Genomic DNA, 14,451 nt, shown 5'->3' on the forward strand with positions numbered 1-14,451 from the left:
TAATAAACAAGATTTTAGGAGGTCGATACATTGAAGGATTGGATTGAAAAAATCAATGCAAAGATCGATACATTAATTGAACAAAAATGGATGAAGAAATTACGTATTTCAGGTAGCGTTACCTGGAACTTATTTTTACTATTTTTAGTCTTTGCATTGGTTGGCACTGTATTTGTCGGTTCAGTAGGAGCTGGTTATTTCGCTTCTCTTGTAAAAGAAGAGCCTTTACGCTCAAAAGATGAATTGCGAGATCAAATTTTTAGCTATGAAGAAACAAGTGAAATTTATTTTGCCAACGATATTTATATCGGAAAATTACGGACAGATTTAGATCGCCGCGAAACTTCACTAAAAAATGTTGCACCAGATGTTATTAATGCAGTACTGGCAACAGAAGATGAGTATTTCCGTGAACATAACGGCATTGTACCAAAAGCGGTTGTACGAGGCTTATTACAAGATGTTACGAATTCTGCTACACAGACAGGTGGCTCTACCCTTACGCAACAACTTATTAAAAACCAAGTATTAACCAATGAAGTTTCCTATGAACGTAAAGCAAAAGAAATTTTACTTGCTATGCGTTTAGAGCATTTTATGACAAAGGAAGAAATATTAGAGGCTTATTTAAATATTATTCCATACGGTCGTAACTCTTCAGGGCGAAATATTGCAGGCGTAGAAACAGCCGCAGAAGGAATCTTTGGTGTCAAAGCTAAGGATTTATCACTTGCGCAAGCAGCTTACATCGCTGGTATTCCTCAGGCGCCATTTGCTTACACACCTTTTACAAATACGGGTGAACTGAAAAGTGAGGAAGCTTTAAAACCAGGTATTGATCGTATGAAAACAGTTCTTTATCGTATGAAAGAAGCTGGTTATATTGACGATGCTCAATATAAAGAAACACTGAATTATGATATTGCTGCTGACTTCCGTGGTCCAGAAATGCGAGCGGAGGATCGTTATCCATGGCTTACATATGAGCTTGAGAGCCGCGCAAAAGATATTATTGCAGAAAAACTCGCAGAAGATGACGGTATTGACCCAGAGCGATTAAAAACAGAAAAAAAATTAAAAGATAAATATAAAATCTTAGCAGATCGAGATGTTCGCTCAAAAGGTTATCGTATTTATTCAACCATTAACAAAGATATGTATGATGCCATGCAAAAAGCTGCTAAGGACTTCCAATATTACGGCCACACATATACTGGTAAAGGGAAAGACCCTGTAACCGGTGAGGAAGTTGATATCGAAATGCCCGTACAAGTGGGCAGTATTTTAATGGAGAATACGACAGGTCGCATTTTAAGTTTTGTAGGTGGTCGAGACTTTAATACAACTCAAGTTAACCATGCAACACAAGCTTATCGTTCAAATGGTTCTACGATGAAACCATTACTTGTATACGCACCTGCTATTGAGTATGGCGTAATTGGTGCAGGTAGCCCACTCGTTGACGTAAAATTCTCAATTGGTTCATGGAGCCCAAGTAACTATATTACTAGTGATGAGCGAGGACTTATTCCGGCGCGTGAAGCTTTAGCAGATTCTCAAAACATATCAGCGTTACGTTTATATAATGATATTATTAACAAACGACCAGCTGATCTATTAGTAAAAATGGGATTCACAAAATTACACCCCGATGATTTCACTAACCTTGCAACCGGTATCGGTGCTTTAAGTGAGGGGACTACTGTAGAAGAGAATACGAATGCCTTTGCTACTTTTGCAAATGGTGGTCAATTCATTGATGCTTATATGATTGATCGAATTGAAGATCAAGAAGGAAATATTATTTACAAACACGAAGTAGAACCCGTCCAAGTATTTAGTCCAGAAACATCTTATATTGTGACAGATATGCTACGTGACGTATTAACAAAAGGAACAGGAACTCTTGCTCGTAATACATTAAAATTCTCTTCTGATTTCGCTGCTAAAACAGGGACTTCTCAAGAGTATAAAGATGTTTGGTTAGTTGGCTATAACCCTAATGTATCTCTAGGTGTTTGGATGGGTTACGACCAACCTCGTACGTTGTACGCATTTAATAATACGTACCTACAGCCAAGTGTTCGTGTCAATAAATTATGGGGTACTTTAATGAATTCCGTTTACGATGTGGCTCCTGAGTTTATTGACCCACCAACAAGCTTTAAGGCACCTAAAAATGTGGTGACCGCTTCATTCTGCGGAATTTCTGGAATGGCACCTTCTGCTGCCTGTGCAGATGCAGGTTTAGTTCGTTCAGACTTATTTAATGCGAAAGTATTTTTACCTTCACAACCAGATGATAGCTTAGCTGCTTCAAGTGTTGTAACGATTAAAGGAAAAACTTATAATGCATTACCTAGTACACCAGCTGAATTTGTCAAATCAGGTGGCGCAGGTATTAATCAGGCGTTTATTAAACGTATGTTAGGCCGTCTTGGCGGTAACCCAGCAAGTTTATTACCGAAAAATTCAACTTTAACCAATTCATCTGTTTCGGCCGTTGATTTCCCTGCGGATGGAAGTGCACCTGCAGCAGTAACAGCATCCGTAAATGGCTCAACTTTATCTTGGACAGAGTCATCAAACGATGTAGTTGGCTATCGGATTTACAATGTTACAAATGGTGCCAACACATTAGTAACTTCTGTTCTTGAATCTACACAAAGTATAACGGTCGCTAGTGGACAGGCCTATGTTGTAGTGGCTGTAGATATTACAGGCTTAGTGTCACCACATTCTAATGTAGCCTCTACTGGTGGTAGTGAAAATGAACCTGATCCAGAGGATAATGGTCAAGAAACAATTCCACCTACAACACCGCCTACAAATGGCAATGGGTCTGGTAATAATGGTAACGGTTCTAACAATGGGAATGGATCTGGTGGCAATGGCAACGGCTCTAACAACGGGAATGGATCTGGTGGCAACGGCAACGGCTCCAACAACGGGAATGAATCTGGTGGCAATGGCAACGGCTCCAACAATGGGGATGGATCTGGTGGTAACGGATCAGGTCAACCTGAAGATGGCTCAAATGGAGGAGACAACGGCAATACAACTCCCCCTGAAACATCAAGGCGATAATCAGTTTCATTTTCTGTGTCAAACAGGCTTACTACAATTCACTTTTGATTTGTAGTAAGTCTATTTTTTTGTCATTATTAAGAAGACTACTATTTTGAAGGAGAGGAAAAATATGAACATTTTAGTTTTAGGGGGCACACGTTTTTTCGGAAAAAAATTAGTGGAACTTTGCATTGAGAATGGACATGATGTAACGATTTTAACACGTGGTCAAAGCGGCAATCCTTTTGGAACAGCTGTCAAACAATTAATGGTTAATCGGGATGATCGTGACGCATTAGAAAATGCTCTCGCTCATACAACGTGGGATATTGTTTATGATAATATATGCTACTCTCCTAACGAGGCACATACCATTTGTGAGCTTTTAAAAGGGAAAACGAAAAAACTTGTCTTTACTTCAACTCTTTCAACCTATGAAGTTGATGGCAAGATGAAAAAGGAAGAAGATTTCGATCCTTTTCATTATCAAATTCTCATGGGGGATCGAAATGAATTTTCCTACGGAGAAGGAAAAAGACAGGCAGAGGCTGTATTGTTTAAAGAGGCTTCATTCCCAGTTGTTGCTGTACGTTTCCCAATTGTCATGGGTGAACATGATTACACACGTCGTTTGCATTTTCATGTGGAACGTATTTTACACGATCAGCCAATCTCCTTACCGAATATCGATGCGCAGATGAGCTATATTACAGATGAGGAAGCAGCTAATTTCTTATATTTTGCAGGCATGACACCTATAGAAGGACCATACAATGCTACAGCATCTGGTGCCATGTCATTGAAGGAACTCCTTGCGTTAATTGAAGAAAAGAGTGGGAAGCGCGCAAAAATTTCACTTGTTGGTGGCGATGAAGAATCACAATCACCATATGGTGTACCTGCTGACTGGTATATGACAAATGCGAAAGCAGAGAAAGCAGGATTTACATTTAGTCAACTTCATGATTGGTTGCCAAAACTAGTAAATACATTAGTAAAACAGCTTCAATAAAAAAGAAAGACAAAGAGTCTGCTAAATAAGCAGATTCTTTGTCAGTAAATTAATATAATATGGTCTTTAAAATGGCTACTGCTTCGTCTATCTCTTTCTTCGTTACAGTTAGTGGCGGCAATAGTCGAATAACATTTGGCCCTGCCCCTACTAATAAGAGACCCTTCTCTTCTGCAGCAGCAATATACGCGGCTACTTCTGTTTCACCACAGCCAATTCCAAGCATTAATCCCTTACCCTGAATGGTATAATTAGAAGGTAAATGCGCTTTTAGTTGTGCGACAAAATAGGCTGACTGTTCTTGTACTTGCTGTAAGAATGCTGGCTCAAATACATGACTTAAGACGGCCTGAGCTACATTCATTGCAAGTGGGTTTCCCCCAAATGTAGTGCCATGTGTACCCGGACTAAAGGTTGCATAAAGCTCGGCAGTTCCTAGCATTGCCCCTACCGGAAAGCCACCACCTAAGCCTTTTGCTAATGTCACTATATGTGGCTTTAACACCGTTTGCTCAAACGCATAGCGTGTTCCTGTTCTTCCAATTCCAGTCTGTACTTCGTCAATAATGAGTAATATTCCCTTGTCATCACATGCTTTTGCAATCGCGGTAGCGAATTCTAACGATACACAATTAACGCCACCTTCTCCTTGAATCATTTCCAGCATAATGGCTGCTACAGAGTCATCAATAGTAGCTTCTAGTGCGGCAGCGTCATTGAATGGTAAAATCGTAAATTTTTCAACGAGTGGTCCAAAGCCGTTATGTATTTTGCCTTGACCTGTTGCAGACATTGCTCCGAATGTGCGACCATGGAATGATTTTTCGAAAGTAATCATATGGTTTTTCCCTGTATGCTTTCGTGCTAACTTAATGGCCGCTTCATTTGCCTCCGCTCCACTATTACAGAAAAAAGCATGTGCAAAATGCGTATGAGCGATTAATTTTTTAGCCACGGTTTCCTGACCAGGGATATCAAAAAGGTTCGATATATGCCACAGCTTTTCACTTTGCTCTTGTAGTGCCTGCACAATGGCTGGATGCGCATGCCCCAGACTTGCTACTGCAATACCACTAGTAAAATCTAAATATTGTTTTCCTGTAGAATCCTCTACAACGGTGCCTTGCCCTTTGACAATTTGCGCACGACGTTTACCGTAGTTCCCGAATAACGCACTCATGTTATCATCTCCGCTATTATTTGAAATGGTCTTCTTTCAACATCTATACTTTTCATAAGCTCTTATTAGAACACTAGGTAGCATGAAGTTTATCGGAAGTGACAATCGTAGTGCCAATCAATGTCTCTCCCACAATTTGCACGGAAGGTATACCTGCACGTAAACAATCGATCGCTCCTTGTACTTTCGGAATCATCCCTCCATATAGATGCCCTTGTTCTATCCATTGATTAATGCTAGTGGGTGTTGCCATTGTTTGATATTCATCATAGACTCGAATACCACTTACATCTGTAACGAGTAATAAGCTATCTGCCCCTAAGGCTAATGCTATTTCACTTGCGACTGTATCGCCGTTAATGTTTAAAGCCTGACCTGCTTCACTTACTCCAACACAAGCAATAACGGGTACAATTCCCACTGACAATAAAGCTTCAAGTAAGGCTGTATGGATGGCTTTTACTGCTCCTACATAACCATAAACATCTTTATCTAAATAATCTGCCACCATTAATTGACCATCATAACCGTTTAGCCCAATGGCCTCGACGCCAGCACTTGTTAAGTCATGAACTAAAGTAGGGTTAACCTGCCCAATTAGAGTGGATTGGACAACATTCATAGCTGCCTCATTTGTCACACGTATACCATTTAATGTATGCGATTCTATGCCTCGAGCAGCTAATTCACGATTAATAGCTGGGCCCCCGCCATGAGTAATAATAAGCTCCACACCGCTATCTTGAAGCTTTTTAAAATGATAAAAAAAATCTTTATTTAAGCCCTCCAGTGTACTACCACCGAGCTTAATCACCATTCGTTTACGAGCGGTATGATGCGTTGATTTGGACGTAGTCATACGTTAAGTCACATCCCCAAGCATGCCCCTTACCTTCACCCATACCAAGAGACACATATATTTTCACTTCATGCATTTTTAAAATTTGTATTAATTCATCCTCTGAGAAAGGAATTGGTTCGCCGTTTTCTACCATTGTAGCGCCTCCAATTTGAATCGTAATTTTATCTGGGTCTACAGAGGCACCACTATACCCTACTGCTGCAATAATTCGTCCCCAGTTCGCATCACAGCCAAAAACAGCAGTCTTTACAAGTGGCGAGCCTACGACGGTCTTGGCGATTTTTCGTGCCTCTTCATCTGCAACTGCGCCAACAACTTCCACTTCAATGAGCTTAGTTGCCCCTTCTCCATCCTTGGCAATCATTTTTGCTAAATCTTCGGCTACCGTTTTCAATGTGTAATAGAAATTTAACCAATCTGGATGATCAGGTGTTAACGTCTTATTTCCTGCGAAGCCGTTCGCCAATACAACAACTGTGTCGTTTGTAGATGTATCCCCATCTACGGTAATGGCATTAAACGTGAGATTGGTAATATCGGATAATGCACTTTGTAATACATCAGATTCTATTTGGGCATCTGTCGTAATAAAGCCCAACATGGTTGCCATATTTGGTTCAATCATGCCTGAACCCTTCGCAACACCAGCGATAATGATTTCCTTGCCATCTACCGTTGTACTATAGCTTGTGTTCTTCATAACTGTATCTGTTGTTAAGATTGCCTGCGCAAAGTCAATAGCACTTTCTAAATGGTCCTTCGGTTCTAGCTGTTGAATACCATTTACTACTGGCTCCAGCTTCATCATTTCGCCAATGACGCCCGTTGAACAAACTCCCACCAATTCAGGCGCAATCCCTAATTTTTCAGCCACTTGCGCCTGCATTGTTTGGGCATCCTTAACGCCTTGCTTCCCTGTACAAGCATTGGCATTGCCCGAATTCACGATTATCGCCTGCATTTTTTTTGTTGTGTAAACAACTTCCTTTGTTACTTTTAACGGGGCTGCCTGCACAGCATTTGTTGTAAAAACACCAGCAACACTAGCTGGTACCTCACTTACTAAAATGGCTAAATCTTTCTTCTTATGTTTTAAACCACAATGTAACCCAGCTGCCTTAAAGCCTTTTGGTGAAACGATATTTTTACTTGATAACTTTTTCATTACATTTATTGATGTAGTAACTGTCATCCATAATTCCTCCTTATTTTTCATCAAACTAAACATAAAAACTGTTAAATAAAGAACGGTACGACATCAAGACCTGTCGTTTGTGGTAGGTCAAATTGTACATTCATATTTTGGATAGCTTGCCCTGCAGCCCCTTTGACTAGATTGTCAATCACACTTACAATCGTGGCACGATTTGTACGAGAATCTACTTTCACCAAAATATCGCAATAATTGGACCCCTTAACACGATTAGTTCCTAAGCTAGTAGCATCTGTAACCATTCGAACAAATGGATGCTTTTCATACGTCTCCTGCAAGCAACCAACCAACTGAGCCTCTGTAACGCCTGCCATTACTGGCGCATAGGATGTCGCTAAAATCCCTCTTGTCATAGGTACTAAATGAGTATTGAAAGTAATGTTTGTTTCAGTATGAGCAAATACGGATAATGCCTGTTCTATTTCTGGTATATGTTGATGTGTATTTACTTTATAGATAGAGAAGTTCTCATTCGCCTCGCTAAAATGAGTAGTTTGTGACGGCTTATTACCAGCTCCTGAGATGCCACTTTTCGCATCAATTACTAAAAAGCTCGGATCAATTAATCGTTCCTTCACTAGCGGTAGTAATGATAATAACACCGCTGTTGGGTAACAACCTGGGTTAGCAATAAGAGTAGCCTGTCGAATATGCTCTGAATTCCATTCAGTTAAACCATAAACACTTTGCTGAACCGTATCAAATGGTGCTGCTTGTTTGCCATACCACGCTTCATAGCTTGCAAGATTTTTTAAACGGTAATCACCAGACAAATCTATAAATTTCGGACCCGTGTTAACCAATGATGGTAATAACTTACTTGTTACGCCAGGTGGTGTACTTGTAAAAACTACATCAAATTCCGCTAAAGTATCTTCCTCTATTTTCTGTAATGGCCTATCAATAATCGTCATAAGATGACCAAATTTTGAAGAAAAAAGAACTCCCTCCTCTGAAGAAGTAAATAACGCTAGCTGCTCTACAGCTGGATGATTATGTAAAAACCGAATAAGCTCTAGTCCACCATAACCTGTTGCTCCTACAATTCCTACTTTCAATGCACTCACCTCTGAAATAAGTTAAAAATAGTATACGTCTGCATAAATATTAAGTCAACTGAATTTTTATTTAATTCTATATTTTTTACGCATTTAAATACTTCTCGTTAATACAGCTCTTAAGCATTGTAAATGCAGAAAAAAGAAGGTAAGCATTCACTCGATTGATGAAAGAATGCTTGCCTTCTTTTTATGCATATGTTGTATAAATATCAATTGATGTTCTTTACTTTATCAGTCTTCCATCGTCGATAGGTCACCCGTAGGTAAATTTAACTCCCATGCCTTCAATACACGACGCATAATCTTACCACTGCGTGTTTTTGGTAGTTTTTCCTTAAAATCAATTTCACGTGGTGCTGCATGAGCCGATAACCCTTTTTTAACAAAATCTCTTATATCCTCAATTAATCGTTCGGAAGGTTCTACTCCTTCTCGTAAGGATACAAAGGCTTTGATGATTTCCCCTCGCACTGGGTCTGGTTTTCCAATGACTCCTGCTTCAACAATATCTGGATGCTCCAATAGCTTGCTTTCCACTTCGAATGGTCCCACACGCTCTCCGGCCGTCATAATGACATCATCCACTCGACCTTGGAACCAGAAGTATCCGTCATCATCCATATAGGCAGAATCTCCAGATACATACCATTTCCCTTTTAAGAAATAAGATTCATAGCGCTCTGGATTGCCCCAAATTTGACGCATCATAGCTGGCCACCCCCGTTGAATAGCTAAATTCCCCATTGTAAACGGTGGTACTTCGTTGCCAGCATCATCTACAATCGTCGCATGAATACCTGGAAGTGGTTTTCCCATTGAGCCTGGCTTAATATCCATCGAAGGATAATTACAAATCATATGCGCTCCTGTTTCTGTCATCCACCATGTATCATGGATTCGATGACCTAATTCTTCTACTCCCCAGCGAATCACTTCGGGGTTCAATGGTTCACCGACAGATAGCACATGACGCAAAGATGATAGATCATAGCTTTCAAGCAAGCCACTCCCTGCCCCCATCAGCATACGGAATGCAGTTGGTGCACTATACCATACCGTAACACCATAATCTTCAATGGCTTGATACCATGCTTGCGGTGAGAATCTTCCCCCAACAATCACCATTGTTACCCCATTTAACCATGGACCAAAAATACCATAGGCTGTTCCTGTCACCCATCCTGGATCAGCAGTACACCAATAAATATCATCTTCACGTAAATCAAGAACCCATTGCGTAGATTGGTATTGTTGAAGCATTGCATAATGAACATGTAGCACTCCTTTTGGCGCACCAGTTGATCCAGAAGTATAGTGAAGAATCATCCCATCTTCCTGATCTACCCACTCTATATCAAATTGAGCTGAAGCCCTTTTTAATCGTTGATTAAAGTCTAGAATTTGTAATGTTTCTTCAATATCTTCACCTATTAAAAGGACATGCTCTAGGTGAGGTAATTTAGCTATAGGTACACGTTCAAGTAACGCCGGTGTCGTAACCAATACTTTTGCCTCACTATCTGCTAGCCGATCATACACAGCACCTTCCATAAAAGCTTCAAATAATGGTCCAACAATAACACCCATTTTCAACGCACCTAATAATGAAAAATAGAGCTCAGGCGACCGTGGCATAAAAATAAATAAACGATCACCTTTTTGTAGATTAGTAGCTGTTTTAAGAACGTTAGCAGCCTTGTTTGTTAACCTTTTCATTTCATTAAATGAATACGCCTCTTTCCGTTTACCATCATTAAAATAAAGAGCAACTTTATTTTTACGATGTGTTTCAGTATGGCGATCGATTGCCTCATACGCCATATTCACTAAACCTGTCTCGTACCAACTAAATGCTTTTTCTGTATCAGCCCAATTATGAGACTTTGCCACTTCTTCATAATTCATTAACTGGTGCTGACCAGCTAAAGCCGTTAACTTCTCCTTCATTTTCATCCCCATGAAACTACCCCTTTCTTTACGTTTGCTTCAAACTGTTCATTTGCTATTTTCAACAATCCCCTCTGCTGAAATAATAAATTTACGTTCTAAGCAACATATTTACCTAGCTTTTGTTATATAACAGTTTACTGCATCAGAAATGTCCTAACTCTTAATTACGCTACTTTTATCTGTTAAATAACAGAAGCAATATATTATATTTTACACGAATCCAAGGAGATTGTCTTAATATTTTCACTTTTCCAAAAATACAGGTATATTTTGCAAAAATAAGCGTTTTTACGCACGAAATCAGCTATAATGGAATTATTAAACTCAGGTGGTGTCATTATGGAACATAAAAAAACTTTTTTTTCTGTCAAAAGGGAAACTAAGCATGGTACTGTGTATGTGGAAGGACCTGTGCCTCCAGAAAAATTAGCTACATATTCTTTCCATGAAGGCTTGGTTGCCTTTAGACCTCCAAAACAGCAACAACAAGCTATTATTGAAATTGCGGGGCTTCCTGAAGGACGTATAGTTATTATTCGAAACGAAGATATTATTGTAGGCTATGTGACCTATCTTTATCCTGATCCACTTGAACGATGGGCAGAGGATCGAATTGATGACATGATTGAATTAGGTGCCATTGAAGTGATTCCTGACTATCGCGGAACAGGTTCAGGAAAGGCATTACTAGCCGTTTCATTTATGGGTGATGAAATGGAGGATTATCTGGTGATAACTACCGAATATTATTGGCATTGGGATTTAAAGGGGACCGGCTTAAATGTTTGGGACTACCGCAAAATGATGGAGAAGATGATGAGCTCTGTCGGATTTGAATATTTTGCTACGGATGATCCAGAAATCACATCACACCCAGCTAATTGTTTAATGGCGCGCGAAGGTAAGCGCGTGCCTCCTGAGACCATCGAAAGATTTGATAGACTTCGTTTTAGAAATCGTTTCATGTATTAAAACCAATGCAAAGGGGATACGTATATGATCGTAGAAGAAATTATGAATGAAGAACCTTACACATTAGCTCCTACCAATACCGTGTTGGAGGCACTAAAGCTAATGCGTGACAAAAAAGTTCGCCATTTACCTGTTATAGATGAGGAACGTCACGTTATAGGAGTGATTACAGAACGAGACATTAAAGAAGTTTTGCCCTCCTCTTTACAAGATGAACCTAATTCTCCTGTTTTTCATGCAAAAGTAGAAGAAATAATGGTCAAAGATCCGCTTGTTGGTCATCCACTTGATTTTGTTGAAGAAGTCGCTCTTACCTTCTATGAATCTAAAGTAGGGTGTTTACCTATTGTCTCTGGAGGGAAATTAGTAGGAATTGTTACTACAACGGATTTACTCTATACATATATAGAGCTGACCGGCGGAACGGAACCTGGCTCAAAAATTGAAATTCGAGTAGCTGACACGCCAGGTGTTTTATTTGAAATAACAAAGATATTTCATCATCATCATGCCAATGTCCAAAGCGTCTTAGTTTATCCTGATTCTGAAAATACGCAAAATAAAATTTTAAGCGTCCGAGTAAAAACACTGAATCCTTTAGCTATGATTCAAGACCTTCGCAAAGAAGGCTTTGATGTACTATGGCCTAATTTGCCAGGTGTTTCGTTATAATGAAAAAGGCTGTATTCATTTACTCGCCAGAACAACTCGGATATAAATTTTCAGATTCACATCCTTTTAATCATAAACGCTTGACGCTAACGATGGATTTACTAAAAAATATAGATGGACTTGATGATGTAGACATTATTCCCGCTCGTGTTGCAACAGAAGAGGAGCTACTGCTTGCCCATGACCCTAAGTATATTGATATTGTGAAGAGGGCAGGTCATGGTGAATTATCGGTAGCCCAATGTGAAAGCTATGGTATCGGCACTGAAGACACACCGATTTTTGAAAATATGCATGAAGCAAGTGCCCAACTAGTCGGTGGGACGTTAACTGCCGTTGATTATGTAATGGAAGGTAAAGCTGAGCATGCTCTCAATCTTGGAGGAGGGCTACATCACGGTTTTCGTGGTCGCGCATCAGGATTTTGTATTTACAATGATAGTACGGTTGCGATTCGATATTTACAGGAAAAATATAATGCCCGTGTACTATATGTTGATACAGACGCACATCATGGGGACGGAGTACAATGGAGCTTTTACGAGGACCCAAATGTTTGTACATTGTCTATTCACGAAACAGGACGCTATCTATTTCCTGGAACTGGAAATATCACCGAAAGAGGCAACGGACAAGGATATGGTACCTCCTTTAATTTCCCTATGGATGCTTTTACAGAGGATGAAAGTTTCCTAGAAATCTATGAACAATCCATGAGAGAGGTTTTCGAATATTTCAAGCCAGATGTTGTACTCACACAAAATGGAGCAGATGCCCATTTTTTTGATCCTTTGACACACCTTCATGGCACAATGAATATATATCGTGAAATCCCAAAGCTCGCACATCAATTAGCCCATGAATATTGCGATGGTAAGTGGATTGCAGTGGGTGGAGGAGGCTATGATATATGGCGAGTAGTTCCACGTGCTTGGTCCCTACTTTGGTTAGAAATGACTGACCAAGCGTTACCAACTGGACCTCTCCCACAGGCATGGCTTGACCAATGGCAACCCGAAGCTCCCGTACCTTTTATTCCAACTTGGGAGGACCCAATTCCTCTGTATGAGCCCATTCCAAGGAAGGCAGAAATAGAGGAAAAAAATGCTCAAATGTTAGCAAAAGCACTACACCTTATTCGAAATGAAAAACGAGATTAGCACTTTTCCTCACGATTTTCGTGGGGTTTTTTTATTGGTTTGCAGCCAGATCTCCCTGCATTGGTCATTTTATCATGCCTCTTTCCCGCTCCATTTTAAATTAAAAAACACGCAAATCCTTGATAAGATTTACGTGTTCCTACTTATTATTTACTTTTAACAGATTGTCGATGTTCAATACGATGTGGTAAAATCACTGCCTCATCCTCGACAGGCTCCTTACTCATCAATTTAGTAAGTAAGCGCATAGCAACAGCACCAATGTCGTACAGGGGTAATGCAACACTTGTTAGTTGTGGACGAACCATTCGTGCTAGCTTAGAATTCTCAAAGCTAATTACTTCGATATCCTCTGGAACATTTTTACCAGCATCTTGTGCACCATGAATTAAACCAATTGCCAATTCATCACTACCCGCAAAATAGGCTGTAGGTGGCTGTTCAAGCACTGATAAAATCTCCCAAGCTTCTAAGCCCATGTCATAGCTTGATTCTTCAGCAGCAATTAATGCTTCATCTATTGGCAAGCCAGCATCCTGTAATGCTTTCTTATAGGCTGCTAGCTTGAATTTTCCGTTAATTGTATACGAAAGTGGACCTGTTACGAAGCCAATGCGCGTATGTCCATTTTGAATGAGTAAAGATATCGCTTCATAAGCCGCTTGGAAATAGTCTATATTGACCGTAGCTATTGTTTGCGATTCATCTACAGAGCCTGCTAGTACAATCGGGACTGGTGAATGATCCATTGTTTGTTGCATCTTTTCTGTTACTTCATCACTCATCATCACAATACCATCTACTTGTTTCCCAAGCATAGTATCAAGTAACTGTAACTCTTTATCTTCATGTTGATCTGAGTTGGCTAAAATAATATTATAACGGTACATTGTGGCTATATCCTCTACACCACGAGCCAGCTCTGCATAAACATTGTTTGCAATATCTGGGATAATCACGCCAACTGTTGTTGTTTTCTTACTTGCTAATCCACGCGCTACTGCGTTTGGACGGTATTCCAATCGTTCAATTACTTCTAGTACTTTTTTTCGTGTTGCTGGTTTTACGTTTTGATTGCCATTGACTACACGAGAGACGGTTGCCATAGAAACATTTGCTTCTCTTGCAACATCATAAATTGTAACAGTCATCGTACGTGCCTCCCTTTTTTCCTATTATAGCCTTATCATACGATAATTTTCATATTACTTTCAAGAAGAACTACGTAAAAACCAAGTACTAATAGTCCTATTCTAGACATTATTTTGTCACGATATAACAAACACCGCCTGCTAAAGTA

General features: G+C 39.8%; 11 protein-coding genes. 5 read left to right on the forward strand and 6 right to left on the reverse strand.

Annotated elements, in window-relative coordinates; translation table 11 throughout:
* The first annotated feature begins 30 nt into the window (after positions 1 to 30).
* Both AC3CH7_RS13290 and AC3CH7_RS13295 read left to right on the forward strand, forming a co-directional pair.
* Positions 31 to 3,087, forward strand: a complete 3,057-nt coding sequence (locus tag AC3CH7_RS13290) for a transglycosylase domain-containing protein (RefSeq protein ID WP_012295681.1) — start codon at positions 31 to 33, stop codon at positions 3,085 to 3,087.
* A gap of 112 nt (positions 3,088 to 3,199) precedes the next feature.
* Positions 3,200 to 4,081, forward strand: a complete 882-nt coding sequence (locus AC3CH7_RS13295) for an NAD-dependent epimerase/dehydratase family protein (protein WP_481276613.1) — start codon at positions 3,200 to 3,202, stop codon at positions 4,079 to 4,081.
* Between the two features lie 49 nt (positions 4,082 to 4,130).
* Here the strand turns inward: AC3CH7_RS13295 and argD are convergent, their stop codons facing one another.
* From argD to acsA, 5 genes are all read right to left on the reverse strand, one after another.
* On the reverse strand, positions 4,131 to 5,261 hold the full coding sequence (argD, locus tag AC3CH7_RS13300; RefSeq protein ID WP_488381778.1) for an acetylornithine transaminase: 1,131 nt from the start codon (positions 5,259 to 5,261) through the stop codon (positions 4,131 to 4,133).
* A 73-nt stretch (positions 5,262 to 5,334) separates the two neighbouring features.
* A complete protein-coding gene (gene argB / locus AC3CH7_RS13305) occupies positions 5,335 to 6,120 on the reverse strand; it encodes an acetylglutamate kinase (protein WP_488381779.1) in 786 nt (261 codons plus the stop codon).
* Positions 6,083 to 7,315 (reverse strand): bifunctional glutamate N-acetyltransferase/amino-acid acetyltransferase ArgJ, encoded by a 1,233-nt coding sequence (gene argJ / locus AC3CH7_RS13310; RefSeq protein WP_488381780.1) that lies wholly within the window; start codon positions 7,313 to 7,315, stop codon positions 6,083 to 6,085. Before argJ ends, argB begins: the two co-directional genes overlap by 38 nt.
* Before the next feature lie 44 nt (positions 7,316 to 7,359).
* Positions 7,360 to 8,394, reverse strand: a complete 1,035-nt coding sequence (gene argC, locus AC3CH7_RS13315) for an N-acetyl-gamma-glutamyl-phosphate reductase (RefSeq protein WP_488381781.1) — start codon at positions 8,392 to 8,394, stop codon at positions 7,360 to 7,362.
* Between the two features lie 234 nt (positions 8,395 to 8,628).
* Positions 8,629 to 10,356 carry an acetate--CoA ligase gene (gene acsA, locus AC3CH7_RS13320; RefSeq protein WP_373561630.1) on the reverse strand — a complete coding sequence of 576 codons (1,728 nt, stop codon included), beginning with the start codon at positions 10,354 to 10,356 and terminating at the stop codon, positions 8,629 to 8,631.
* A gap of 330 nt (positions 10,357 to 10,686) precedes the next feature.
* Between acsA and AC3CH7_RS13325 the strand changes: the two genes are divergently transcribed.
* From AC3CH7_RS13325 to AC3CH7_RS13335, 3 genes are read left to right on the forward strand one after another with little or no spacing between them, the layout of a single operon-like run.
* Complete coding sequence (locus AC3CH7_RS13325; RefSeq protein WP_031418591.1) at positions 10,687 to 11,319, forward strand: GNAT family N-acetyltransferase; 633 nt, start codon at positions 10,687 to 10,689, stop codon at positions 11,317 to 11,319.
* A 24-nt stretch (positions 11,320 to 11,343) separates the two neighbouring features.
* Positions 11,344 to 11,991, forward strand: a complete 648-nt coding sequence (locus AC3CH7_RS13330) for an acetoin utilization AcuB family protein (RefSeq protein ID WP_012295689.1) — start codon at positions 11,344 to 11,346, stop codon at positions 11,989 to 11,991.
* Positions 11,991 to 13,151: an acetoin utilization protein AcuC gene (locus tag AC3CH7_RS13335; RefSeq protein ID WP_012295690.1), complete on the forward strand. Its 1,161-nt coding sequence runs from the start codon at positions 11,991 to 11,993 to the stop codon at positions 13,149 to 13,151. The genes AC3CH7_RS13330 and AC3CH7_RS13335 overlap by 1 nt, the downstream gene beginning before the upstream one ends.
* Before the next feature lie 146 nt (positions 13,152 to 13,297).
* Here the strand turns inward: AC3CH7_RS13335 and ccpA are convergent, their stop codons facing one another.
* Entirely contained in the window at positions 13,298 to 14,302 is a 1,005-nt protein-coding gene (ccpA, locus tag AC3CH7_RS13340) for a catabolite control protein A (protein ID WP_012295691.1), read from the reverse strand.
* Positions 14,303 to 14,451: the final 149 nt, after the last annotated feature.

It is taken from the genome of Lysinibacillus sp. F12 (assembly GCF_057773605.1).

Coding starts and splice junctions, on each gene's coding strand:
- AC3CH7_RS13295 (WP_481276613.1), top strand. CDS start 3,200: ATGAACATTTTAGTTTTAGGGGGCACACGTTTTTTCGGAAAAAAATTA.
- argD (WP_488381778.1), bottom strand. CDS start 5,261: ATGAGTGCGTTATTCGGGAACTACGGTAAACGTCGTGCGCAAATTGTC.
- argB (WP_488381779.1), bottom strand. CDS start 6,120: ATGACTACGTCCAAATCAACGCATCATACCGCTCGTAAACGAATGGTG.
- argJ (WP_488381780.1), bottom strand. CDS start 7,315: ATGACAGTTACTACATCAATAAATGTAATGAAAAAGTTATCAAGTAAA.
- acsA (WP_373561630.1), bottom strand. CDS start 10,356: ATGGGGATGAAAATGAAGGAGAAGTTAACGGCTTTAGCTGGTCAGCAC.
- AC3CH7_RS13325 (WP_031418591.1), top strand. CDS start 10,687: ATGGAACATAAAAAAACTTTTTTTTCTGTCAAAAGGGAAACTAAGCAT.
- AC3CH7_RS13330 (WP_012295689.1), top strand. CDS start 11,344: ATGATCGTAGAAGAAATTATGAATGAAGAACCTTACACATTAGCTCCT.
- AC3CH7_RS13335 (WP_012295690.1), top strand. CDS start 11,991: ATGAAAAAGGCTGTATTCATTTACTCGCCAGAACAACTCGGATATAAA.
- ccpA (WP_012295691.1), bottom strand. CDS start 14,302: ATGACTGTTACAATTTATGATGTTGCAAGAGAAGCAAATGTTTCTATG.